Annotated in this window: 20 protein-coding genes; 3 read left to right on the top strand and 17 right to left on the bottom strand. The window is 65.2% G+C overall.

Annotated features, from left to right (window positions below):
- Positions 1-11 precede the first annotated feature (11 nt).
- The 6 genes from VGC77_RS18640 to VGC77_RS18665 form a co-directional block, all read right to left on the bottom strand.
- Positions 12-1,169: an acyl-CoA dehydrogenase family protein gene (locus VGC77_RS18640; RefSeq protein ID WP_331173056.1), complete on the bottom strand. Its 1,158-nt coding sequence runs from the start codon at positions 1,167-1,169 to the stop codon at positions 12-14.
- Entirely contained in the window at positions 1,166-2,944 is a 1,779-nt protein-coding gene (asnB, locus tag VGC77_RS18645; protein WP_331173057.1) for an asparagine synthase (glutamine-hydrolyzing), read from the bottom strand. The genes VGC77_RS18640 and asnB overlap by 4 nt, the downstream gene beginning before the upstream one ends.
- 2 nt (positions 2,945-2,946) lie before the next feature.
- Positions 2,947-3,978: a hypothetical protein gene (locus VGC77_RS18650; RefSeq protein WP_331173058.1), complete on the bottom strand. Its 1,032-nt coding sequence runs from the start codon at positions 3,976-3,978 to the stop codon at positions 2,947-2,949.
- Positions 3,978-5,510 (bottom strand): class I adenylate-forming enzyme family protein, encoded by a 1,533-nt coding sequence (locus VGC77_RS18655; RefSeq protein WP_331173059.1) that lies wholly within the window; start codon positions 5,508-5,510, stop codon positions 3,978-3,980. Before VGC77_RS18655 ends, VGC77_RS18650 begins: the two co-directional genes overlap by 1 nt.
- Positions 5,511-5,538: 28 nt before the next feature.
- Positions 5,539-5,808, bottom strand: a complete 270-nt coding sequence (locus VGC77_RS18660) for an acyl carrier protein (RefSeq protein WP_331173060.1) — start codon at positions 5,806-5,808, stop codon at positions 5,539-5,541.
- A 547-nt stretch (positions 5,809-6,355) separates the two neighbouring features.
- Positions 6,356-6,805 carry a hypothetical protein gene (locus tag VGC77_RS18665; RefSeq protein WP_331173061.1) on the bottom strand — a complete coding sequence of 150 codons (450 nt, stop codon included), beginning with the start codon at positions 6,803-6,805 and terminating at the stop codon, positions 6,356-6,358.
- Between the two features lie 487 nt (positions 6,806-7,292).
- On the opposite strand from VGC77_RS18665, the gene VGC77_RS18670 reads away from it, so the two are divergent.
- The gene (locus VGC77_RS18670; RefSeq protein WP_331173062.1) at positions 7,293-7,970 is read left to right on the top strand and encodes a 4'-phosphopantetheinyl transferase family protein; all 678 of its coding nucleotides are present in this window, start codon (positions 7,293-7,295) and stop codon (positions 7,968-7,970) included.
- Between the two features lie 117 nt (positions 7,971-8,087).
- Here VGC77_RS18670 and tgt read toward each other — a convergent pair whose 3' ends face one another.
- The 5 genes from tgt to coaD form a co-directional block, all read right to left on the bottom strand.
- Positions 8,088-9,221 carry a tRNA guanosine(34) transglycosylase Tgt gene (gene tgt, locus VGC77_RS18675; RefSeq protein WP_331173063.1) on the bottom strand — a complete coding sequence of 378 codons (1,134 nt, stop codon included), beginning with the start codon at positions 9,219-9,221 and terminating at the stop codon, positions 8,088-8,090.
- A complete protein-coding gene (queA, locus tag VGC77_RS18680; protein ID WP_331173064.1) occupies positions 9,218-10,294 on the bottom strand; it encodes a tRNA preQ1(34) S-adenosylmethionine ribosyltransferase-isomerase QueA in 1,077 nt (358 codons plus the stop codon). The genes tgt and queA overlap by 4 nt, the downstream gene beginning before the upstream one ends.
- Positions 10,295-10,464: 170 nt before the next feature.
- Positions 10,465-10,935, bottom strand: a complete 471-nt coding sequence (locus VGC77_RS18685; protein WP_331173065.1) for a peptidylprolyl isomerase — start codon at positions 10,933-10,935, stop codon at positions 10,465-10,467.
- A gap of 32 nt (positions 10,936-10,967) precedes the next feature.
- Positions 10,968-11,531: a peptidylprolyl isomerase gene (locus tag VGC77_RS18690; protein WP_331173066.1), complete on the bottom strand. Its 564-nt coding sequence runs from the start codon at positions 11,529-11,531 to the stop codon at positions 10,968-10,970.
- Positions 11,532-11,560: 29 nt separating this feature from the next.
- Positions 11,561-12,058 carry a pantetheine-phosphate adenylyltransferase gene (coaD, locus tag VGC77_RS18695; RefSeq protein ID WP_331173067.1) on the bottom strand — a complete coding sequence of 166 codons (498 nt, stop codon included), beginning with the start codon at positions 12,056-12,058 and terminating at the stop codon, positions 11,561-11,563.
- Positions 12,059-12,380: 322 nt separating this feature from the next.
- Here coaD and VGC77_RS18700 point away from each other — a divergent pair, with 322 nt between their 5' ends.
- Complete coding sequence (locus tag VGC77_RS18700) at positions 12,381-12,638, top strand: hypothetical protein (protein WP_331173068.1); 258 nt, start codon at positions 12,381-12,383, stop codon at positions 12,636-12,638.
- A gap of 154 nt (positions 12,639-12,792) precedes the next feature.
- Here VGC77_RS18700 and VGC77_RS18705 read toward each other — a convergent pair whose 3' ends face one another.
- A complete protein-coding gene (locus VGC77_RS18705; protein WP_331173069.1) occupies positions 12,793-13,554 on the bottom strand; it encodes an SDR family oxidoreductase in 762 nt (253 codons plus the stop codon).
- Between the two features lie 75 nt (positions 13,555-13,629).
- Entirely contained in the window at positions 13,630-14,820 is a 1,191-nt protein-coding gene (locus tag VGC77_RS18710) for an MFS transporter (RefSeq protein ID WP_331173070.1), read from the bottom strand.
- Between the two features lie 94 nt (positions 14,821-14,914).
- On the opposite strand from VGC77_RS18710, the gene VGC77_RS18715 reads away from it, so the two are divergent.
- Positions 14,915-15,838, top strand: coding sequence for a LysR substrate-binding domain-containing protein (locus VGC77_RS18715; protein ID WP_331173099.1), 924 nt, complete (start codon positions 14,915-14,917; stop codon positions 15,836-15,838).
- A 261-nt stretch (positions 15,839-16,099) separates the two neighbouring features.
- Here the strand turns inward: VGC77_RS18715 and gyrA are convergent, their stop codons facing one another.
- The 4 genes from gyrA to VGC77_RS18735 all read right to left on the bottom strand — a co-directional run bounded on the left by gyrA (position 16,100) and on the right by VGC77_RS18735 (position 22,001).
- Positions 16,100-18,889, bottom strand: coding sequence for a DNA gyrase subunit A (gyrA, locus tag VGC77_RS18720; protein WP_331173071.1), 2,790 nt, complete (start codon positions 18,887-18,889; stop codon positions 16,100-16,102).
- Positions 18,890-19,312: 423 nt separating this feature from the next.
- Positions 19,313-20,695, bottom strand: coding sequence for a GTPase HflX (gene hflX, locus VGC77_RS18725; protein WP_331173072.1), 1,383 nt, complete (start codon positions 20,693-20,695; stop codon positions 19,313-19,315).
- An 11-nt stretch (positions 20,696-20,706) separates the two neighbouring features.
- Positions 20,707-20,955 (bottom strand): RNA chaperone Hfq, encoded by a 249-nt coding sequence (gene hfq, locus VGC77_RS18730; protein ID WP_006020546.1) that lies wholly within the window; start codon positions 20,953-20,955, stop codon positions 20,707-20,709.
- 188 nt (positions 20,956-21,143) lie between these two features.
- Positions 21,144-22,001 (bottom strand): D-amino-acid transaminase, encoded by an 858-nt coding sequence (locus VGC77_RS18735; RefSeq protein WP_331173073.1) that lies wholly within the window; start codon positions 21,999-22,001, stop codon positions 21,144-21,146.
- Positions 22,002-22,086 lie beyond the last annotated feature (85 nt).

Raw genomic sequence — 22,086 nt, forward strand, 5'->3', positions numbered from 1 at the left:
CCCGTCTCCCTTCACCGACCCGGAATCCGGGGCGAACGCGCCTTGATCATCTCGTCGGCGATGATCAGACGTTGGATTTCCGATGTGCCGTCGCCGATCTCGGTCAGCTTGGCGTCGCGATACAGCCGCTCCAGCGGCAGGTCCCTGGAATAGCCGGCGGCGCCGTGAATCTGGATCGCGTTGCGGGTGATCTCGACCGCCCGCTCGGAGGCGAACAGCTTCGCCTCCGATGCCACCTTGGCCAGCGGCAGCCCCCGATCGCGTAGTTCGAGGCCGTGCGCCAGCAGCAGACTGGCTGCGTCGATACTGGTCTCCATGTCGGCGAGCATCCGCTGCACCAGCTGGAAGCGGCCGATCGGCTTGCCGAATTGCCGCCGGCCGACCGCATGGTCGACGCATAGATCGCGAGCGCGTTCGGAAATGCCGATGGCGATCGCTGCCATGTCGAGCCGTGCCGCCGGCAATGTCTGCTGCAGGATCGCGAAGCCGCCGTTCCGGCGCCCGATCAAATTGTCCTTGGGCACCCGGACGTCATTAAATGCGAGTTCGCCGGTGTCGGAGGCCCGCATGCCGAGCTTTCGCTCGCGCCGCCCGGTCGCCTGGAATCCGGGCATTCCTTTCTCGACCGCAAACAAGCTCAGTCCGAGGATGCCGGCGGCCGGTGACGTCTTGGCCACCACCACGGCCACGTCGGCGACATTGGCGTTGGTGATGAAGACCTTCGCGCCGTTGAGAAGATAATGGTCGCCGGCCTCGGTCGCCGTGGTCGCGGTCGCTCCGATGTCGGAACCGCTGCCGGCTTCGGTCATGGCGAAGGCGCCGATGGCGTCGCCGCCGATCAGAGCCGGCAGCAACCGTTGCTTGAGCCGCTCGGAGCCGCCGAGGAAAATCGGCAGCGCCGCCAGCGTGGCGTGCGCCACGGCGCTCATCGCGGTCGAGGCGCAGGCCTGCGCGATCTCCCGGATCAGCCCGGCATGGACGGCGAAGCCGAGCGCGAGGCCGTTATAGTCGCTCGGAAAGCCCGCGCCGAACACGCCGAATCGCCCGACCGCCCGGAACACATCGATCGGAAACTCTTCGCGCTCGTCGGCGGTCGCCGCGCCCGGCGCCACCACGCGCTGGACGAAGGCTCTGCTATTGCTCAGGATTTCGGACTCTGCGTTTGTCATGCCGCCACCCCGAATGCCCGGTGCCACGCATCGAGCGCGACCAAAGCGTGCGCGGTCCTGAAGATCGCAAGATTGTCGGTGCCGGCGAACTGGTTCTTCTTGTGAAAGAAGTCGTCGACCTTCTTCCTGTCGAAATAGCCGGCGATGCGCGACTCCGGCGCCTGCACCAGCGCGTTGGCGCGATTGCGCTCGGTCCAGATCGATTTCGGATCGACCGGGATGGGAACAGGCCGCTTCCGCCGCGTCACCACGGCGGCGGGCAGCAGATCGGCGGCGAGGGTCCGCAGTACAACCTTGTTGCTGTCCGGCTTTGCCTTGTACGCCGCCGGCAGGTCGAGGACGTATTCGACCAGGCGGTGATCCAGGAACGGCACCCGCGATTCCACGCCCCACGCCATGCTGGTCTTGTCGAGACGTTCGAGCATCTCGACCAGATAGTACTTCAGGAACAGGTAAAGCAGCTTGTTGAGCGGATCGTCGCTCTCGAAGCTCGCCATCTCGGCCGACAAGGTGGTCCGGATCCGCTCGCGGCACCGCGTTCTCGCCACGAAGGCCGGATCGAGAAGTGCTGCGACCTCGTCGAGATAGGGCGCCCACGGGAATTCGGCCGGCGTGCCCGCGCCGCAGCCATCGAGGAAGAAATGGTAGCCGGCGAACAGCTCGTCGGCGCCCTCCCCCGACATCACCACGGTCACGTTCGGCTTGACCTCGCGATAGAGCAGGAACAATGACGGCGCGGTCAGGTCGACCGGCTTCTCGACGTGCCAGGTGACGCGGCTCATGACGTCGCGATACTCGTCCGACCGAAACAAAAATTCGGTGTGGTCGGTGTGATAGGCGCGCGCCACCAGCTCGGCGTAGGGGCCGTCGACGTCGTCGTGCCGAAGCGTGTCGCCGTGGTCGTAGCCCATCGCGAAGGTCTTGAGCCGGCCGCCGACATGTCCGGCGGCGAGCGCCGAGACCACGCTGGAATCGAGGCCGCCGCTCAGAAGCGTGCCGAGCGGAACGTCGCTCACCACTTGCGCCCCGACCGCCGCGTCGAGCATTCCGCGCAGCACGTCGCGGCTGTCCTGCAGCGAGGTGCCGGCGTGGCGCACGGCCGCGCGCGGCATCGACCAATAGATGTGCAGCCGCAGTTCGCCGTCCTGCAGCGCGAGGATGCCGCCGGGCGGCAGCGAGCGGATCCCCCGGAACATCGTTCTGCCATCGAGCAGCGACGTGCACAGCAGATAGTCCGCGACACCGTCGTGATCGACCTCGCCGCGCGCCGCCGGGTGCGCCAGGATCGCCTTGATCTCGGAAGCGAACAGGAAGACGTTGCCGAACACGCCGTAATAGAGCGGCTTGATGCCGAGCCTGTCGCGCGCCAGCACCAGCAGCCGCTTGGTGCGGTCCCAGACCGCCAGCGCGAACATGCCGTTGAATTGCGCGACGCAGTCGATGCCGTCTTCCTCGTAGGCGTGGACGATGATCTCGGTGTCGCAATCGGTGGCGAAGCGATGGCCGCGACGCTGCAGCGCCGGCCGCAATTCGCGGTAATTGTAAATTTCACCGTTGTAGGTGACCCAGACGGTGCCGTCCTCGTTGCCGAGCGGTTGACGTCCGCCGGCGAGATCGATCACCGAAAGCCGCCGATGACCAAAGCCGACGGCGCCGTCGATGTGGACGCCGGAATCGTCCGGACCGCGGTGCGCGAGCTGCGCCGTCATCGATGCCAGCGCCTCCGGCGAAACCGCCCCGTCGCGCAAGTCGAGGACGCCGCAGATCCCGCACATCGCTAAGCCCTCGGCCGGCAATTATCGCAGGAGCGGCACAGCAGATCCCGTTCGATTTCCGAAGCCAGATCGATGACGGTGCCGCTCGGATCGTTCAGCTTGTCGAGCGCCGCCTCGCGGGACAGGATGCCGAGCCTGACCAGCCGGCTCATTTCGTAATCATACGGATGGAACTGATACAGGTTCTTGTGCCGGATGATGCCGAATGCGTTCAGCCGGCAATTGGTCGAACTTGGATCGACGTCGGTGGGCTTCGACCAGCCCAGCTCGGCGAGAACGCGGTAGATCTCGTCCTCGTCGTAGCCGACGATCGGCAGCGGACTGACGATCGTCGGAAACGGGCGGGTTTTGTACTCGTCGGCGGACAGCATCAGATAATCATACGCCCATGATCCGGTGCGCTCCGCCAGCCGCGCGAACAGCTGCCGCCGCAGCGGATACGGAATGACGTTGTCCTTGAAGATCAGCTCCTGATCCGAGGCGAGCACCTGCCCGGGTGTGTTGCCGAGCATCACCAGCGGGACATTCTTCTCGATCGCGACGCGCAGCATCGTGGTGATGACGATGCGGATGCACGAGATGCAGACGCTGCTGCCGAACTTGGTCAGGTGATCCGGATAGACCCGCGCCAACGCGCTCTCCAGGAACAGCGCATTCATGTGATCCTGGCGGTGCCGCACGATGATGTGGTCGATCGCCAGCGCGGAGACCACGTTGCGCATGTTGGTGAGGCAGGCCGCCGAGACGAAACCGTTGTCGAACGTCACCGCCAGCAGCCTGAGACCGAACCGCGACGCCAGCAGATGCAGAAGATAGGAGCTGTCCTTGCCGCCGCTGAACGCCACCACGGCGTCGTAGCGATGGTTCTGCCGCTTGGCATCCGCGATGACGGCCGACAGCGCCTCGGTGAGCCGGGCGGCCGGCCCCGGCGGCTCTGCGGTGGAAAACTCGCGGCACAGCGAGCAGACGCCGTCCTGGTCGATGGTGATTCCGGGGAAGCTCTCGGGAAGCACGCATACGTTGCACCGACGCATCACACCTGCTCCATCCTCAGCCGGCCGCGGTCGATCTTGCTGTTGCCCGTGGTCGGCAGGCTGTCGACAAAGACGACGTCGTCCGGGACCATGTAGTAAGGCAAGTGCCGCCGGCAGTGTTGCGCCACCGCGGTCGCGCCGAGCGTCGCGCCGCGTCGGCACACGATGAAGGCGCGCAACGCCTGCGCGCCGCTGGGGTCCGGGCGGCAGGTCACCGCGGCCAGCGCGACCCCGTCGAGCGTTTGCAGGCAGGCCTCGACGTCCTCCGGATAGAGCTGATAGCCCAGCCGCTTGACCATGGTGTCCTTGCGGCCGACGAAGCGCAGATAGCCGTCCGCGTCGAGCGTGCCGAGGTCGCCGGTGTAGACGCTGCCGTCCCGGAACGTCGTGGATGTCGCACGTTTCCAGTAGCCCGGCGACACGAAGGCGCCGGCATGCACGATTTCTCCGACGGTGCCTGCGGGACAGCGCTGTCCATGCTCGTCGACGATGCTGATGCTCACGCCGGGCAGCGGCCGACCGGCCGAGCCGAGCTTGGTCAAGAACTCCGCCGGGGCAAGACAGGTCGATCGGAACGCCTCGGTGGTTCCGTACATCATGTAGAAATCCGTCGAGGCGAGCGTGCGCTTCAGCCGAAGCAGGTCGGCCTCGGGAAAGCTCTCCCCGATCAACGACAAATAGCGCAGGCAAGGCAGCGCCGCGTCGGCGAAGGCGGGGTGGCGGTCTTGCATCATGCGCCAGAACGACGGAACCGCATGAACGCCGGTGATCCGCTCGGCGGCGAGCGTCGCCAGCACATCCTTCGGAAACAGCGAGTCCTGTAGAACCAGCGTGCCGCCGACCAGCGTCATGGTGAAAAGCTGGCTCAATGCGCCGTCGAACGAGAACGGCGTCAGGCTGATCAGGCGGTCGTCGGCGACGTTGCCGAGCAGCTGCGCAGAGACCAAGGTCGCCTGCGACAGAATGCCGTAGGTGACCATGATGCCCTTTGCCGACGCCGTGGTGCCGGAGGTGTAGATGATCGCCGCGAGATCGTCAGCGGCGCTGGCGGCGTCGGCGAAGGTCTCGCCGGCCGCGGCGTGATCGCGCAGGACGGTCGACAGTTCGATCGCCGCGACGCCCGCCGCATCCGGATCGGCGGCGACCGCCGGGCCGTCCGCGCCGAGCCGGATCAGCAGCGGCGGCAGCGCCGAGGCGCGGCCGGCGCGCTCGACCACTGCGCGCTTGCTCGGATGGAAGAACAAGGCTGCCGGCTCGCACTCCGCCAGCACGTGACTAAGCTTGTCGTCGCGGAACGCCGGGTTGACATCGACCAGGACCGCGCCGAGCTTCATGACGGCGAAGATCACCGCGACCTCCTCGACGCATTTTGCAGAGTAGATCGCGACGCGCATGCCGCGCTCAACGCCGGCGCCTTTAAGGAATGCAGCAATTTGGCTCGACATCACGTCAAGCGCCGCATAGCTGATGCGCCCGCCGTGCCAGGCAATCGCCTCCTTGCCGGGGCGGTCGCGCGCAGTCCGGCGCAACATGTCATGGACCGGGATCATTCCGGGATGACTAGCCATGTGAACGCGCGGCGGCGGCGCGAGCGGTGTTCGCCTGAAGCGTCAGCACCAGGTTCACCAGACCATCGACGGTGCCGAAACTCGCCATGTCGATCTCGTCGCCGGTGATTTCCAGACCGAACGTCTCTTCGATAAACGCCACCAGCGACAGCACGTCGAGCGACGTCAGCACGCCGCTTTCAAACAGGTTGCTGGCATGGTCGAATCCGCGTTCGGATGAAATCTCTTCAATATAGGCGACGATCGAATCGCGAATGCTCATCGGCAGTTCCTCGGGCGCTGGCTCGGTTACTCTGGACCGTTCAACTCGACACTTCCGCTCACCTACTCACGAACTTTACGCTACTTACAAATGTCCACTACTTACAAACGTCCATTACTTGTCAACGTCACCTACTTACACACTTCCACCACTTACCAACTCCGACCACTTACGGACTTCCACGACTTACAGAACGTCAACCCGGGGACACTTCTGCTCACCACAAGTCTTACTTCTGTTCACCGCAAATCAACTCCCCGCAAATCAACTCACCGCAAATCTACTCACCACAAGTCTCAGCTCTGTTCACCACGGTCCAATCTCACTCGATCCTCTCTTCTCACTCGATCTCTCTCGACCCGCGGCTCTCTCGACCTGCGGCCGGGACGCCGCAAATGGCAACAAGGCACAACGGCAACAAGGCACAATGACAACAGGCCCGGCGCATCGTTCGCAGGGGCAACCGTTCTCAGCCGCAGGCATGACCAGATAGGTCCGCCTGCGCGCGCTGAATCAGGGGGAAAGGTTTAGGCCACGGCCGGGCCGCTCAGGCCGCCTGACCCGTGTTGGGAACGACGCTGAGCCAGGTGCCGGCCGCCGCGACCAGAACGGCGGGGACCTCGATCCGCCGCGTCAGGATCGCATTCGGATTGATCTTGATGAACGCCAGTCGCGGCTCCCGCGTCGCCGCCGCCTTGTCGGCACCCTCCTCCGTCGGCTTGACGTCGGCCTGCTCCTTCGCAGCCGGCTCTTCACCCTCGGCGGGCGGCGCCTCCGCGGCGACCGGCCCGAGCGCCGGATAGTCAATATCGATCACATCCCCGGCGGCGATCTCGTACTGCGCCCCGTTCAGATCGACGAGGTGAAGGGCATCGGTGCTGGTCAACACCGTCGCGACGATCAGGACATCGGCTGGCGCCGCATCCGTCTTGCCATCGGCGGTCGCGGCCGGCCTCGAGGTGGATTGAAGTGCGGCTGCCAAGTGATCGACGGTCATTATTTGCTCCTCTGAGTGACCTCTCGTTGCGGACTCAAGCGTCAGCGCCTCGCCCCAAAACGTCGGGCGCCTGATAAGGGAGTTGATCGTCGGAGCGACAGAAACAGAGAGCGTACTGACGGACACAACGTAACGCAGGCTCCGGCGCACTCTTCGCGGCACAGATTACCTACGCGCTTCGCGCGCCCATAAATGTCGATCCGTGTTGCGTCTTGTTGTTGCGGACGAAAAAAATACCGCCCGAAAGCTTGATAATATCGGCGTTTCCGTTGAGCGCCGTTGGTAGACAGCTTTCCGGTAATCACAACTACCGAGGCTGCTACGAATGCGATGCTATGAACGCCCCGTGCCTTGAACGACGGCCTAATCAAAACTATCATATCGCATCGCTTTGGCAACTATTAATTGAATGGCCGCATCGACGATCGTGTCTGTTGCATGACGTAGCTTGCGACAACTCATTCAAAAGTCGTAGTCGCGATCTTCGGTGTCGATCAGGGCTGATATGTGGGAACGTCTCACCGAGCTGACCGTCAATTCTTCCGGAAATGCGCGGGTGTATCTCGCCCAGACGGGTAGTCCGGCGCCCTTGCCCGCCGAAGAGAGCGTTCTGAGCTGCGGCGAGCGGACACGAGCGGAGCTGTTCGCGCTGCCGTTGCTGCGCTCCCGTTTCGTGTGGCGACGGATCCTTCTGAGAACGGTGATTGCCGCGCGTCTCGGCTGTCAGCCCGGCGAGGTCGCACTGCAGTCCACGCGCGCCGGACGACCGTTCGTCGCGGGTTCGGACCTTGGCGTCAGCATCAGCCATTCGCGCGATATCGCGCTGATTGCCGTCACGAGCAGTTACGGGCGGATCGGCGTTGACGTCGAAGCGGTGGTGCCGATGCCGGATCAAGGGCAGATTGCCGAGATCGCATTCACCGCGCAGGAGCAGAGCGAATTGAAACGGTATGATCGCTCAAGCGAAGCGTTCTACCGAATTTGGACCTGCAAAGAAGCGTGTCTCAAAGCAATCGGCACCGGCTTCCAGCTGGACCCGCGAGCCGTGGAGATCGGCCTTGCGGATCTGGCCGCACCGACGGTGCAGCGCGCCCCTGGATCGTCGCGGCTGTCATTGATGTGCTTCGAACCGATTGCCGGATACACCGCTGCGCTGGCGATGTAGACCGACAACGAACCAAGCTGCGGCAATAGCTACAGCCGCGGCTCCCGAGACCAGGATCACGGCGCCGTCGATGGACTATGCGCGCCAGCTACCACAGCGGATCGAGCTCACGCAGCTTTACAGCGCCGCGATGTCGCCCTGCGCCCAGTCGGCGCGGGTCTGTTCGCGAAATGCCTGAAACCGGCGCTGCCCGATCGCCGCGCGGATCTCGCTCATCAGGCCTTGATAGTAAGCGATGTTGATCTCCGACAACAGCATCGCCCCCAGCGTCTCGCCCGACTTCACCAGATGATGCAGATAGGCGCGCGAGCAGTTGCGCGTCGACGGCCAGCTACTGCGCTCATCGAGCGGACGCGGATCGTCGGCGTGCCGCGCGTTGCGCAAATTCACCGCGCCGTAGCGGGTGAAGGCCACGCCGTGGCGACCGTTGCGGGTCGGCATCACGCAGTCGAACATGTCGATGCCGCGCGACACCGCCTCCAGAATGTCCTCCGGCGTGCCGACGCCCATCAGATAGCGCGGCCGGTCCGGCGGCAGCACCGGCGCGGTCTCCTCGATCATCGCCAGCATCACCTGTTGCGGCTCGCCGACCGCGAGCCCGCCGATCGCGTAGCCGTGGAATCCGATCTCGATCAGCCCGCGGGCGCTTTGCTGGCGCAATTCCGGCACGTCGCCGCCCTGCACGATGCCGAACAGCATGTGGCCCTGCGGCGCACACTCGAAGGCGCGCTTGCAGCGCTCCGCCCAGCGCAGCGACAGCCGCATCGCGCGGTCGATGTCGTCGCGCTCCGCCGGCAGCCGCACGCATTCGTCGAGCTGCATCGCGATGTCGGAGCCGAGCAATAATTGCACGTCGATGGCGCGCTCCGGAGATAGTTCAATCGCCGCGCCGTCGATATGCGAGCGAAAATTCACCGCCTGCTCGCTGACCTTGCGCAGCTGCGCCAGCGACATCACCTGGAAGCCGCCGGAATCGGTCAGCATCGGTCCGTTCCAGGTGGTGAACTTCTGCAGGCCGCCGAGCGCCGCGATCCGCTCGGCGCCGGGCCGCAGCATCAAATGATAGGTGTTGCCGAGCACGATGTCGGCGCCGGCGTCGCGCACCTCGCGCCAGTGCAGCCCCTTCATGGCGCCGAGCGTGCCGACCGGCATGAAAGCCGGCGTCCGCACCACGCCGTGCGGCGTGGTCAAAACGCCGGTCCGCGCCGCGTCGCTTTGTCCGAGCAGTTCGAAATGATTGGGCAGCGTCATGAGCGATCCGGAAACAGCAGGCAGGCGTCGCCATAGGAATAGAACCGATAGCCGGTGGCGACCGCGTGCGCATAGGCCTTGAGCATGGTCTCGCGGCCGGCGAAGGCCGACACCAGCATGACCAGCGTCGAGCGCGGCAGATGGAAATTGGTCATCATCAGGTCGACCGCCTTGAAGCGATAGCCGGGCGTAATGAAGATCGCGGTATCGTCGGCGAACGGCTGGATGCTGCCGTCGTCGGCGGCGGCGCTTTCCAAAAGCCGCATCGAGGTCGAGCCGACCGCGACGATGCGGCCGCCACGAGCGCGCACGGCGTTCAGCGCCTCGGCGGTGTCGCGCGAAATGGTGCCCCACTCGGCGTGCATCTTGTGGTCGGCGGTGTCATCGGCCTTCACCGGCAGGAAGGTGCCGGCGCCGACATGCAGGGTGACGCGGTGGATGCTAACCCCACGCGCGGCCAAAGCGGCTTCCAGCTGCGGGGTGAAATGCAGCCCGGCGGTCGGCGCCGCCACCGCGCCGTCGTTGCTGGCGAACATGGTCTGGTAGTCGGCGGCGTCGCGGTCGTCCGGCGCGCGCTTCGACGCAATATAGGGCGGCAGCGGCGGCGCGCCGAGCTCAGCGATCGCCTGATCGAGCGCCGGCCCGTGAAACGAAAACGCCAGCGTGATCTCGCCGGCGTCACCCTTGTGCTCGACGGTGGCCTCTAACTGGCCGAGCAGGCAGACCCGGCCGTCATGGCCGAAGCGCACGCTGTCGCCGACGTTGAGTTTCTTGGCGCCCTTGACCAGCGCCTGCCAGCGCGCGCCGTCGAGCCGCTTGATCAGCGTGGCGTCGACCCTCGCCTCGGCGTCGCGGCCGATGCGGCGGCCGGCAAGCTGCGCCGCGATCACGCGGGTATCGTTGACCACCAGCGCGTCGCCGGTGGCGAGCCAGTCCGGCAGATCGCGCACCACGGCGTCGTGCAGCGCCGCGCCGGGCTTGACCACGAGCAGGCGCGCGGCATCGCGCGGCTGCGCCGGCCGCAGCGCGATCGCCGAGGCCGGCAAGTCAAAGTCGAATAGATCGGTGCGCATGAGGGGTTGGCACTGAATGCTCCCTCTCCCCGCTTGCGGGGAGAGGGGTGGGGTGAGGGGGTTGATGAGCTGCGACCGATCGCAACGCCCCCTCACCCGACCCGGCTACGCTACGCTTCGCCGGGTCGACCTCTCCCCGCAGGCGGGGAGAGGGGAAGAGGCGCCGATCGTTATTCAGCGGCGTCGTCGGCGGCCATCCGGGCCTTGACGATCTTGTCGGGATCCTTCACCGGCTCGCCGCGCTTGATCTTGTCGACGTTCTCCATGCCCTCGGTCACCTTGCCCCACACCGTGTACTGGTTGTTGAGGAACGCGGCGTCGTCGAAGCAGATGAAGAACTGGCTGTCGCCGGAGTCGGGGCTGGCGGCGCGCGCCATCGAGGTGGTGCCGCGGACATGCGGCTCCTTGTTGAACTCGGCCTTCAGCTTCTGGCCGCTGCCGCCGGTGCCGGTGCCCTGCGGACAGCCGGTCTGCGCCATGAATCCCTCGATGACGCGGTGGAACACGATGCCGTCATAGAAGCCTTCGCGGACCAATTGCTTGATCCGGGCGACGTGGTTCGGCGCCAGGTCCGGGCGCATCTCGATGGTGACCGGACCTTGGGTGGTTTCGAGGATCAGGGTGTTTTCGGTAACGGCCATGATGGAATTCCTGTTCAATGGATTGTCGATGATTACTTGATGTCGGAGGCGACCTGGACCTTGATCATCTTGTCGGGGTCGGTGACCACGCCGCCCGCCGAACCCGGAGGCGCCTTCTTAAGCTTTTCGACCACGTCCATCCCGGACACCACTTCGCCGATCACGGTATACTGGCCGTTCAGCCCGGAACCGTCGGCGAACATGATGAAGAACTGCGAATTGGCGGTGTCGACGCTGTCGCCGCGCCGCGCCATGCCGACGATGCCGCGCTTGAACGGCACCTGGGAGAATTCCTGCTTCAAATTGGGGTATTTCGAGCCGCCGGTGCCGTTGAAGTTCTGGCCGTCGCCGGTCTGCGCCATGAAGCCGTCCATCACCCGGTGGAACGGCACGTTGTTATAGAAGCCCTCGCGGGTGAGCTGCTTGATGCGCTCGGCGTGCTGCGGCGCCAGATCAGGGCGCAGCTTGATCACGATGCGCCCCTTGGTCGAGTCGATCACGATCGCATTGGCCTTGTCGAGACTGGCCGGCAGCGATTGCGCGATGGCGGGAGCCGCGCACAACAGCGCGGCGATGAGGCCTAGAATTCGGATCATGATAACTCCGGATCAGAGAGAAAAGCCGGTCAGCCGGCGAATTTGGTGGTCAGGCTGTGGGCGACCTGCGGCGGCACGAAAGCCGAAACGTCGCCGCCCATCGCAGCGATCTGCCGCACCAGTGTGGCGGTGATCGGGCGGACGCTGACCCCGGCGGGGATGAACACCGTATGCAGCTCGGGCGCCATGGTCTCGTTCATGCCGGCGATCTGCATCTCGTAATCGAGATCGGTGCCGTCGCGCAGCCCGCGGATCAGGATGGTGGCGCCGACCCGCTGCGCCGCGGTGACGGTGAGATTGTCGTAGGTGGTGCAGTCGAACGCGCAATGCGCGGCGCCGGCGATCGGCGCGAACACCGTCTCCACCATGTCCAGCCGCTCCTGGGTGGAAAACAGCGGCTTTTTGCCCGGATGCACCCCGATCGCCACGATCAGGCGGTCGCACAGCGCCACGGCGCGGCGGACGACGTCGAGATGGCCGTTGGTGACGGGGTCGAAAGAGCCGGGATAGATCGCGATACGGGGCATCCCTTCGTCTAGCCTGCCGACCGCGGGCTCGCAAGCGCCCGGTTCCGGCCGGCCCGGCTTCCACGTCAAGGTTTATTTTCCATTCGCCCTTGAACCAATTGGGGGGCTCGCGCGTCATCCGGGTGCAACACGCGAAACTCTGAAAACATTGCAGCTTTTCTCGCAATGTTTCGTAACGCCGGGGCGATGAAACAATTCGGCGGTGCGACGAAGCCTGATGACCGGGCGGACGACAAGGTCCTGAAACCGGAGCTGGGTAAATCACCAGCTTAGGGAAGCGACAAACTAACCGGCCGCAAAGGCCATTCGACAGGGGTTCGTCATGATCAAGGCTCTTTCCGCCGTCGCCATCGCCGCGTTCGTTGCAGCCGCCCTCACACTTTTGCCGGGATTTGCGCCGCAGGTCGAAGCCAGCGTGCCGGTGGCGCTCGCCAAGAGCGATCGGCTCGACATCCGCCCGGTCGGCCGCGACTGCTCGCAGCAGGCCTGGCCGAACTTCGAAGCCTCCTGCCTGCGCACCGCCGGCGCCAAGACCCTGACCATCCACGAAGCCCGGCTGGTCACCACCGAGCGCCGCTAAGACAATTCGAGTTTACCCAAGCGCTTCCTCCAAGTGGCGCTTCTTCGATGGCCCCCGGAGTGCCCGCCGGGGGCCTTTCGATTTGGGGGCGTCCAGGCGAAGCGTTGCGCCCACGCCCCGCTCCGCCCCGGCATCCCGCGTCGGGATCGAGAGCTCACTTGCCGCCGGTGACATCGAGGAACGTGCCGGTGACGAAGGAAGCCTCGGCGCTTGCCAGCCACAGGATCGCCCGCGCCACCTCCTCAGGCTGGCCGCCTCGTCCCATCGGGATCGAATCCTTGACGCGATCCACCCGTCCCGGCTCGCCGCCGCTGGCATGCATCTGCGTGTAAATGTGCCCCGGGCGAATGCAATTGACGCGGATCCCCTCGCGCGCGACTTCCTTGGCAAATCCGGTCGTAAATGTCTCAAGGGCCCCTTTCGACGCGGCATAGTCGACATATTCGTTGGGACTGCCGAGCCTGGCCGACGCCGACGAGACGTTGATCACGACGCCGCCGCGCCCGTTGTGACGATACGACATGCGCTTCGCTGCATGCTGCGCGCACAGCATCGGGCCGATCGCGTTGACCGCGAACATCCGCTGCATCCGCTCGAAGCCGAGCTCCTCCAGCCGGGACTGCGGCGCGATGATCGCAGCGTTATTCACCAGCACATCGATGCGGCCGAAATTCCGGTCGATCGCGGCGAACAGCGCAGCGACCTGCTCAGGATCCGCGTTGTCGGCACGCACCGGCAAAGCGCGACGGCCAGCAGCTTCTATTTCGGCCGCCACCGCCCGCGCCGCAGCCTCGTTGGAGACGAAGCTCAGCGCGACATCGTAACCTTGCGCGGCGGCAAGCCGCGCCGTCGCCGCGCCGACGCCGCGACCTCCCCCCGTGATCAGAATGAGCGGTGCCTGTGTGCTGGCTTGCATCAGCGGACCTTGCTGTGGCGGTGGGGATCACGATGAGCGCCGGCCCCGCCCGCATGCCGGCGGCTCATGGTCGGCTTAGGACCGCAAAACGGGTCGGAGAGAAACCACCATCGGGATGATGGCCGCTGCGGTCAAAGCGGCCGCCATGACGCCCATGGTCTGGTCCGAGTGGTCCGCGATCGTCCCATACAAGATCGGCGCCAGCGCGCCGGCGCCGATGACCCCGGTGTAGAAGATCGCGAAGGCGCGCCCGACCTCGCCTTTTTTCGCCAGTTCGGGAACGGTGCCGTAAAGCACCGACGACGTGCCGTTGAGGACGATCCCCAGCAGCGGCAGCGCCACCAGCGTCGCGGGCAGAGACAGCTTCAGCGTCGCGATCATGAACAAGGCGGTCATCGCTTCCGTGGCGACGACGCTCCAGATCACGCCGAGCCGCTCGCCGAGCCAACCGCAGCAGGCTTTGCCCAGTGCCCCGCCGGAGAACAGCAGCGCCAGGCCGACGCCGATGGTGGTTTCCGTGCCGCCCTTGGCATGCAGCAGAAACGGCAGAAACAACAGGTAACCCATCCGCGTCGCGGTATCGAAAGCCCCGATCGCAACCAACAGCGGAAAACCGCGGCCGTCGCTTCCGCCGGACCTCGATCGTTGTCGTGGTGCCGCGAAGCTTTGTTTCGGCAAAATGCCGAGCAAAGCGAAAGCCACCGCGAGGCCAATTGCGGCCATCATCCCGACGACAGGCCGCCAAGCGATCAGCGGCAGCAGCAGCGCGGCGAGCGCCGGGAAGGTCGCCTTTCCGACGTCCCCGGCAAAATTGTAAACCCCCAAGGGCCCGCGCGACGCCGACCCGTAAGTCTCTGTGACGAGGAGCGAACCACGCGGATGCTGGATGCTCGATCCGATGCCGGCAAGGACGAGGCCGACGCACAGCCCCGGCAATCCGAGCGGCAGCGCCATCACCAGAAACCCCGCCGCCGCCACGGCTGTCGCAAGCGCCAACGCCACACGCGGGCTCATGCGCGAGGTCAGTCGATCGGCCGGAATCTGCAGACCGCCCATGGTTCCAGAATACAGCGACCGCAGGATCGCCAGACCGGCGTAAGACAGTCCGAACTCGGCCTGCCAGATCGGCAGGAACGCATAGAGTTGATCGGTGTAGCCGTCGTGCAGACAATGCGCGACGCAAGCGCCCGTGAGGTTGCGCCGCGATGGCGCCTCTTCGGTGTCGTGCTTCGGCTTTGTCCAATCCGCGGTTGTCGTGCTTTGCATGCTCTGGCCTCCGGATTGAGACCCTATACGCGTGAGTTTTCATCGAAAAGCTGGTATGGAATCACAGGTATCGTCCACTTTTCTCACAGGTTCCATGCGCGGCCTCCCTCCTCTCAATGCCTTACGCGTGTTCGAGGTCGCCGCGCGGACCGGCAGTTACTCCCAGGCCGGGGCGGAGCTGAGGTTGACCCACGGGGCGGTCAGCCGGCAGATCGCGGTGCTGGAGACCTGGCTGGGGCAGCGGCTGTTCGCGCGCGTCGGGCGCCGCATGGTCGCCACGCCCGCCGCACGGGCGTTTGCCGCCGAGGTCAGCCAATCCTTTGACCGCTTGAGCACGGCCGCGGAAGCCTGCGGACATCCTGCGGTGCGCCATATCCTGCGCGTCAACGTCTCGACGACCTTTGCCATGCGCTGGCTGATCCCGCGGCTCGATCGGTTTCAATCGACGCGGCCCGACGTCGAAGTCGCGGTGACCACGGCCACGACACTGCATGACGAGTTGCGAGGCGGCTTTGACATCGCGATCCGGCGCGGACCGGCTGAACAGTCGTTATGGCCGCAATATCGCGTGGTCCATTTGTTCGACGAGGTCGATACGCTGATCGCCAGCCCGGGCTTGCTGGAGCGCCTGCCGCTCGATGAGCCGGCCGACGTCTCGAACCATGTGCTCTTGAGCAGCGAGACGCGCCCGGGTGACTGGATCGACTGGCTGGAGCACGCCGGACTATCTTCGAAGGCCGGGCAACGGCGGCGCGTGTTCGATCATTTCTTCGTCACGCTGCAGGCGGTCGTCGACGGCCTTGGCATCGGCATCGGCCCGCTGCCGGTTCTCCAGGCCGACGTCGCGCTGGGACGCATCGTCGCTCCGTTTCCAGCCATTCGCGTTGCACGCACCGGCTACGTGGCGCTGATCCCTTTCGATGCCAACAAGACCTCGGCGCTCACCAGCTTCATCGACTGGCTGGTGGCAGAGGCGCGTAGCAAGGGTTCAATTGAAAAGCCGGGCGATCGCGTTTGAACAGTGCCGGTCAGCGACAGCACGGTGAGCGCGCAAGCATCGGCCCGCAAGCCAACCGCGCCGCTAGCAACTGACCTGCCGGTACGGCCTCAAAGGCTCGCTCAAATAAGCAATCAATCAGGCCTTCGACCCGTCATTGCGAGGAGCTCTTGCGACGAAGCAATCCAGGGCCACGCAATGAGGCCCCTGGATTGCTTCGCGCCGGCTTCGGCTCGCAATGACGAAAACCCTGATCTTCCGTGCTGCGTTTCGGCCAGCCTCTCAGCCTTCGCCGTTCTCCGGCCCAGCATTGTCGTGGCCGTTGCCATTGCCGTTTTCGGTGTCCTCGCCGAGGCGTTCGACCGAGACCACGTGCTCGTCCTCGGCGGTGTTGAACACCGTGACGCCCTGCGTCGAGCGGCCGACGATGCGGATGCCGCCGACCGGGCAGCGGATCAATTGCCCCTTGTCGGTCACCAGCATGATTTGATCTTCTTCCTCGACGGGGAAGGAAGCCACCAGCTTGCCGTTGCGCGAATTCACCGCCATCGCGACGATGCCTTTGCCGCCGCGTCCGGTGGTGCGGTACTCAAACGACGAGGTGCGCTTGCCGAAGCCGTTCTCGCTCAGCGTCAGCACGAACTGCTCGTTGGCCGACATTTCGGCGTAGCGATCCGGACTGAGCGCAGCGATCGCCTCGACCTCCTCGGCCTCGGTGTCCACGACCTCGGCCGCTTCGGCGGCCTCGACCGGCTCGGCCTCCTCGCCGGTGGCGGCGCGGCGGATCGCGCCGGACTGCTTCAGATAGGTGCTGCGTTCGGCCGGCGTGGCATCGAAATGCCGCAGGATGGTCAGCGAGATCACCTGATCGCCATTCGCCAGCGCCATGCCGCGCACGCCCATTGAGGCCCGGCTCTGGAACACGCGGACGTCGGTGACCGCGAAGCGGATGCACTGGCCGCCGGCGGCGGTCAATAGCACGTCGTCGCGGTCGGTGCAGATCTGCACGTCGACGATCGCCTCGCCGTCGTCGAGCTTCATCGCGATGATGCCGGAGCGGCGCACGTCGACGAAGTCGGACAGCTTGTTGCGGCGCACCGTGCCGCGGGTGGTGGCGAACATCACGTCGAGTTCGGCCCAGGAGGATTCATCCTCCGGCAGCGGCATGATGGTGGTGATGCGCTCGCCCTGCTCCAGCGGCAGGATATTGATCAGCGCCTTGCCGCGGCCGTTCGGCGGCGCGATCGGCAGCCGCCAGACCTTTTCCTTATAGACCTGGCCGCGCGACGAGAAGAACAGCACCGGGGTGTGCGTGGAGGCGACGAACAGCCGGCTGACAAAATCCTCCTCGCGGGTCTGCATGCCGGAGCGGCCCTTGCCGCCGCGGCGCTGCGCCCGATAGGTCGACAGCGGCACCCGCTTGACGTAGCCGGCGTGCGACACCGTCACCACCATGTCCTCGCGCTGGATCAGGTCTTCGTCTTCGACCTCGCCTTCCTGCTCGACGATCATGGTCTTGCGCGGCGTTGCGAATTCCGCCTTCACCGCCGCGAGTTCGTCCTTGATGATGCTCTGCACCCGCGCGCGGGAGCGCAGGATTTCCAGGTAGTCGGCGATCTCGATCGCCAGCTTGTCGAGTTCGTCGGAAATTTCCTCGCGGCCCAGAGCGGTGAGCCGGGCCAGCCGCAGATCGAGGATCGCCTTGGCCTGTTCAAACGAAAGCCGCGCGGTGCCGTCCTCGTTGAGCCGATGCCGGGGATCGTCGATCAGCGTGATCATCGCCGCGACGTCCTTGGCCTCCCAGTCGCGCGCCATCAAGGTGTCGCGCGCGGTCGCGGGATCCGGCGAGGTGCGGATCACCCGGATGATCTCGTCGATATTGGCGACCGCGATGGCGAGGCCGACCAGCACATGGGCGCGGTCGCGCGCCTTGTTGAGCAGGAATTTGGTGCGCCGGGTGACCACCTGTTCGCGGAACGCCACGAACAGCCGCAGCAGATCCTTCAGGTTCATCAGCTGCGGACGGCCGGCGTCGAGCGCCACCATGTTGGCGCCGAAATTGGTCTGCAGCGGCGTGAAGCGATAGAGCTGGTTCAGCACCACGTCGGGCACCGCATCGCGGCGCAGTTCAACTACGACGCGGAAGCCGTCGCGGTCGGATTCGTCGCGCAGATCGGAAATGCCCTCGATCTTCTTCTCGCGCACCAGTTCGGCGATGCGCTCCACCATGGTGGCCTTGTTCACCTGGTAGGGAATTTCCGAAATGATGATCGCCTCGCGATCCTTACGGGTCGGTTCGATCGCCACCTTGCCGCGCATCACGATCGAGCCGCGGCCGGTGTGATAGGCGAGCCGGATGCCGGCGCGGCCGAGGATGATGCCGCCGGTCGGGAAATCCGGACCCGGCACGATCTTGGTCAGGTCGTCGATGCTGAGCGCCGGATCGTCGATCAAGGCGACGCAGGCGTCGATCACCTCGCCGAGATTGTGCGGCGGGATGTTGGTCGCCATGCCGACGGCGATGCCGCCGGCGCCGTTGACCAACAGATTGGGGAACTTGGCCGGCAGCACCCGCGGCTCTTGGAACGAGCCGTCATAGTTGTCCTGATAGTCGACGGTGTCCTTGTCGAGATCGTCGAGCAACAGCTGCGCGATCTTGGTCAGCCGGGATTCGGTGTAGCGCATCGCAGCCGCGGCATCGCCGTCGACCGAACCGAAATTGCCCTGGCCGTCGATCAGCGGCACGCGCATGGAGAAGTCCTGCGCCATCCGCACCATCGCGTCATAGACCGACTGGTCGCCGTGCGGGTGATACTTACCGATGACGTCGCCGACGGTGCGCGCCGACTTGCGATACGGCTTGTTCCATTCGAAGCCGTTCTCGTACATCGCGTAGAGAATCCGCCGGTGCACCGGCTTCAAGCCGTCGCGAGCGTCCGGCAACGCGCGGGCCACGATGACGCTCATCGCGTAATCGAGATAGCTGCGTTTCATCTCGTCGAGAATCGAAACGGGGCGGATATCCGAGGGCGCCGGCGGCTCTCCGGACTTCTTATCGTCGGTGTCGGACAAAGGGTGATTTCCGGTCAGAATCTGTTTCGAATTTTATAGCTGATCGGGCGGCCGCGAACCACCCTTAACTGGTTCCGGTCGAGGGTTTTTCCCTTCGTTTTTCCAAATACTTACGCGGGACGCAGGGCTCACCTTGCGGGGTCATTCCGGGGCGCGAGGCCGCAGGCCGAGCGAACCCGGAATCTTGCCGCAAGCACAAGCACCCCGCGCCACGCCCGTCGCGAGATTCCGGGTTCGCTCACAGCTTCGCTGTTCGCGCCTCGGAATGACGACTTTGGCGCGGAGGACCACACGTTTGCGCCTACCCACTCGTGCGTTAACGGAACGCCGCATTCGTAACGGTCCCGGTTCTGCGGAGCAGCGCTTCGCGCTGCGCCGCGCCCGGGACACAAGACCTCAAAACCGACGTTGAGGTGTCGGCCCCTACTCCGGATGCAACACCGCGCCGAACCGGCTGATCACGGCGTCGCGCTTGGTCGGATCGACCCGCACCGTCATGGCGAAGCGGCCGTCCGCGAGCTCTTTCTCCAGCACCTCGGCGTTGCGGTGCAGCCAGCTCACCCCGGCGCCGTCGGCGGCGTCGATCGAGAGATCAAGCGTGATCCTTGCCGCCGCCAGCCGGTCCTCGATCGCCAGCAAGAGCGCGTCGACACCCTCGCCGGTGACGGCGGACACCAGCAGGCAGGGATGCTGCGGGTCGCGGCGCGCCGCGATGTTGCGCAGATTGGCGAGCTCGTCGGCGGCGAACTGATCGATCTTGTTCCAGACCTCGATGATGCGGCCGCCGCCGCCGGCCTCCGGATCGATGCCGAGCTGCCGCAGCACGGCTGCGACGTCGTCCTGCTGGGCGTCGGCGTCCTCATGGGCGATGTCGCGGACGTGCAGGATGAGGTCGGCTTCCAGCACCTCTTCCAGCGTGGCGCGGAACGCCGCTACCAATTGCGTCGGCAGATTGGAGATGAAACCCACGGTGTCGGACAGCATCGCCTTGCCGCCATGCGGCAGATGCAGCGCCCGCAGCGTCGGATCCAGCGTTGCGAACAGCATGTCGGCGGCCTGCACCTCAGCGCGGGTCAGCCGGTTGAACAGCGTCGACTTGCCGGCATTGGTGTAGCCGACCAGCGCCACCACGCGGTACGGCACCCGCTGCCGGCCGGCGCGGTGCAGCCGGCGCGTGCCCTGCACCTTCTTGATCTCGTTTTCGATCTTGCTGATGCGGTCGCCGATCAGCCGGCGGTCGGCCTCGATCTGGGTCTCGCCAGGGCCGCCGAGAAAGCCGAAGCCGCCGCGCTGCCGCTCCAGATGGGTCCAGGAACGCACCAGCCGCGAGCGCTGATAGTTGAGATGCGCGAGCTCGACCTGCAGCGCGCCTTCCTTGGTCTTGGCTCTGCGGCCGAAGATCTCCAGGATCAGCCCGGTGCGATCCAGCACCTTGGCGCTCCAGGCCTTCTCCAGATTGCGCTGCTGGATCGGCGACAGCGCGCAGTCCATCACCACCAGATCGGCCTCATGGGCCTTGATGGTGCCGAGGATCTCCTCGACCTTGCCCTTGCCGAGATAGGTCGCCGGGCGGATTTGGCTGATCGGCGCCAGGATGGCTTCGGCCACCATCAGGTCGATCGCCAGCGCAAGGCCAGCGGCTTCCTCGAGCCGGGCCTGCGAACTGCGCTGGGCGTGAATCTCGGCCTGCGGATCGGGATCGCCACGACGCGCACGCAAATACGGACCGATAACGATGGCTCGTCCGGTCTGGTTTGCTGACGGCTGCGGCCGGTCAGCGGCCCCTTCGAAGCTGCGGGGTTCCAATCAGTTGGTTCTCAAGCTGGAGCGTCCTCGCCACCTTCGAACAGTTGGATCGGGGCGCCCGGCATGATGGTCGAGATCGCATGCTTGTAGACCAGCTGCGAATGACCGTCGCGCCGCAGCAACAGGCAGAAATTGTCGAACCAGGTGACAATGCCTTGCAGCTTGACCCCGTTGACCAGAAAGATCGTGAGTGGCGTCTTGGTCTTACGTACGTGGTTGAGAAAAGTATCCTGTAGATTCTGTGCGCGGTCGGCCGCCATTTTTTTTGTCCCGAGTATCGTTTTGTTGCTTTTTTTAAACCAGACGCCGCTCCTCTGCAGGAGAATTGCCTCGGTTGCCACCTCGCCCTGAGATCCCCCTCCGGCCAGATGTCAAGATGATTAGACGGCACGGGTCGTTTGAAGGCAAGCCAGTTCGCGCAGCGGTGGTGTCGCAGCGGGCAGAAAGTTCATGAAAAACACGAAAAGCGGTGGAATTCCTCCCGCAGCCGCCTGGCAATTCTCCCGGGCTTACCGTCGCCCACACGTTGTCCGTCGATCGCCACCACCGGCATCACGATCTGGCTGGAGGCGGTGACGAAGGCCTCGGCGGCGCCGTGCGCCTCCTGCGGCGTGAACGGCCGCTCCTCGAATCGCAGCTGCAACGCCGCCAGCGCCTCGATCAGCACCGCGCGGGTGATCCCGGCCAGGATACCGCTGTCCGCCGAGCGGGTCACCACCCGGCCCTCCCGGGTGACGATCCAGGCGTTGCTGGAGGCGCCCTCGGTGACGTAGCCGTCGCCGTCGACATACCAGGCCTCATAGGCGCCGTGCTCGCGCGCCGCCTGTTTCGCCAGCACGTTGGGCAACAGCGCCACCGTCTTGATGGCGACCCGCGGCCAGCGATTCTCCGGATGCGTGATCACCTTGATGCCGTGCGCCGCGGTGTCCTGGTTCTTGGCGAAGTTCAGCGGCCGCGCGGTGACCACGATCGAGGGTTTCACCGAAGCCGGCGGGAAGCCGTGGTCGCGCCGCGCCACGCCGCGGCTGACCTGCAGATAGACGATGCCGTAGCCGACCCGGTTGCGGCGGACCACTTCGCGCAGCACGATAAGCAGCGCCGACAGCGGCATCGGCAGCGCGATCCGCAATTCGCTCAAAGAGCGCTGCAGCCGCCCCATGTGCCTGGGGAAATCCACGATCCGGCCGCCGCGCACTTCGCAGACCTCGTAGACGCCGTCGGCGAACTGATAGCCGCGGTCCTCGATATTGACGCTGGCGTCGCGCAGATCCTGATAGCGGCCGTTGACATAGGCGATGCGAGCCATTTGCTATTCCAAGTGTAACTAGAGCTATTCCGGTTCTGATAGAATCAGAACCGGAGCTCTAGATTGTTATTTTGACGCGTTTTCT

Origin of the sequence: Rhodopseudomonas sp. (assembly GCF_036404135.1) — a bacterium.
Taxonomy (GTDB): Bacteria; Pseudomonadota; Alphaproteobacteria; order Rhizobiales; family Xanthobacteraceae; genus Rhodopseudomonas_A.

Excerpts from the sequence above, each read along its gene's own strand:
- queA (WP_331173064.1), bottom strand. The coding sequence starts at position 10,294 with ATGCGCACCGATCTATTCGACTTTGACTTGCCGGCCTCGGCGATCGCG.
- hfq (WP_006020546.1), bottom strand. The coding sequence starts at position 20,955 with ATGGCGGCCGACCGCGCACAGAATCTACAGGATACTTTTCTCAACCAC.
- VGC77_RS18685 (WP_331173065.1), bottom strand. The coding sequence starts at position 10,935 with ATGGCCGTTACCGAAAACACCCTGATCCTCGAAACCACCCAAGGTCCG.
- VGC77_RS18715 (WP_331173099.1), top strand. The coding sequence starts at position 14,915 with ATGCGCGGCCTCCCTCCTCTCAATGCCTTACGCGTGTTCGAGGTCGCC.
- tgt (WP_331173063.1), bottom strand. The coding sequence starts at position 9,221 with ATGACGCTGCCCAATCATTTCGAACTGCTCGGACAAAGCGACGCGGCG.
- VGC77_RS18705 (WP_331173069.1), bottom strand. The coding sequence starts at position 13,554 with ATGCAAGCCAGCACACAGGCACCGCTCATTCTGATCACGGGGGGAGGT.
- VGC77_RS18640 (WP_331173056.1), bottom strand. The coding sequence starts at position 1,169 with ATGACAAACGCAGAGTCCGAAATCCTGAGCAATAGCAGAGCCTTCGTC.
- coaD (WP_331173067.1), bottom strand. The coding sequence starts at position 12,058 with ATGCCCCGTATCGCGATCTATCCCGGCTCTTTCGACCCCGTCACCAAC.
- VGC77_RS18690 (WP_331173066.1), bottom strand. The coding sequence starts at position 11,531 with ATGATCCGAATTCTAGGCCTCATCGCCGCGCTGTTGTGCGCGGCTCCC.
- VGC77_RS18655 (WP_331173059.1), bottom strand. The coding sequence starts at position 5,510 with ATGTTGCGCCGGACTGCGCGCGACCGCCCCGGCAAGGAGGCGATTGCC.
- VGC77_RS18700 (WP_331173068.1), top strand. The coding sequence starts at position 12,381 with ATGATCAAGGCTCTTTCCGCCGTCGCCATCGCCGCGTTCGTTGCAGCC.
- VGC77_RS18650 (WP_331173058.1), bottom strand. The coding sequence starts at position 3,978 with ATGCGTCGGTGCAACGTATGCGTGCTTCCCGAGAGCTTCCCCGGAATC.
- VGC77_RS18710 (WP_331173070.1), bottom strand. The coding sequence starts at position 14,820 with ATGCAAAGCACGACAACCGCGGATTGGACAAAGCCGAAGCACGACACC.
- VGC77_RS18735 (WP_331173073.1), bottom strand. The coding sequence starts at position 22,001 with ATGGCTCGCATCGCCTATGTCAACGGCCGCTATCAGGATCTGCGCGAC.
- VGC77_RS18660 (WP_331173060.1), bottom strand. The coding sequence starts at position 5,808 with ATGAGCATTCGCGATTCGATCGTCGCCTATATTGAAGAGATTTCATCC.
- VGC77_RS18665 (WP_331173061.1), bottom strand. The coding sequence starts at position 6,805 with ATGACCGTCGATCACTTGGCAGCCGCACTTCAATCCACCTCGAGGCCG.
- asnB (WP_331173057.1), bottom strand. The coding sequence starts at position 2,944 with ATGTGCGGGATCTGCGGCGTCCTCGACTTGCGCGACGGGGCGGTTTCG.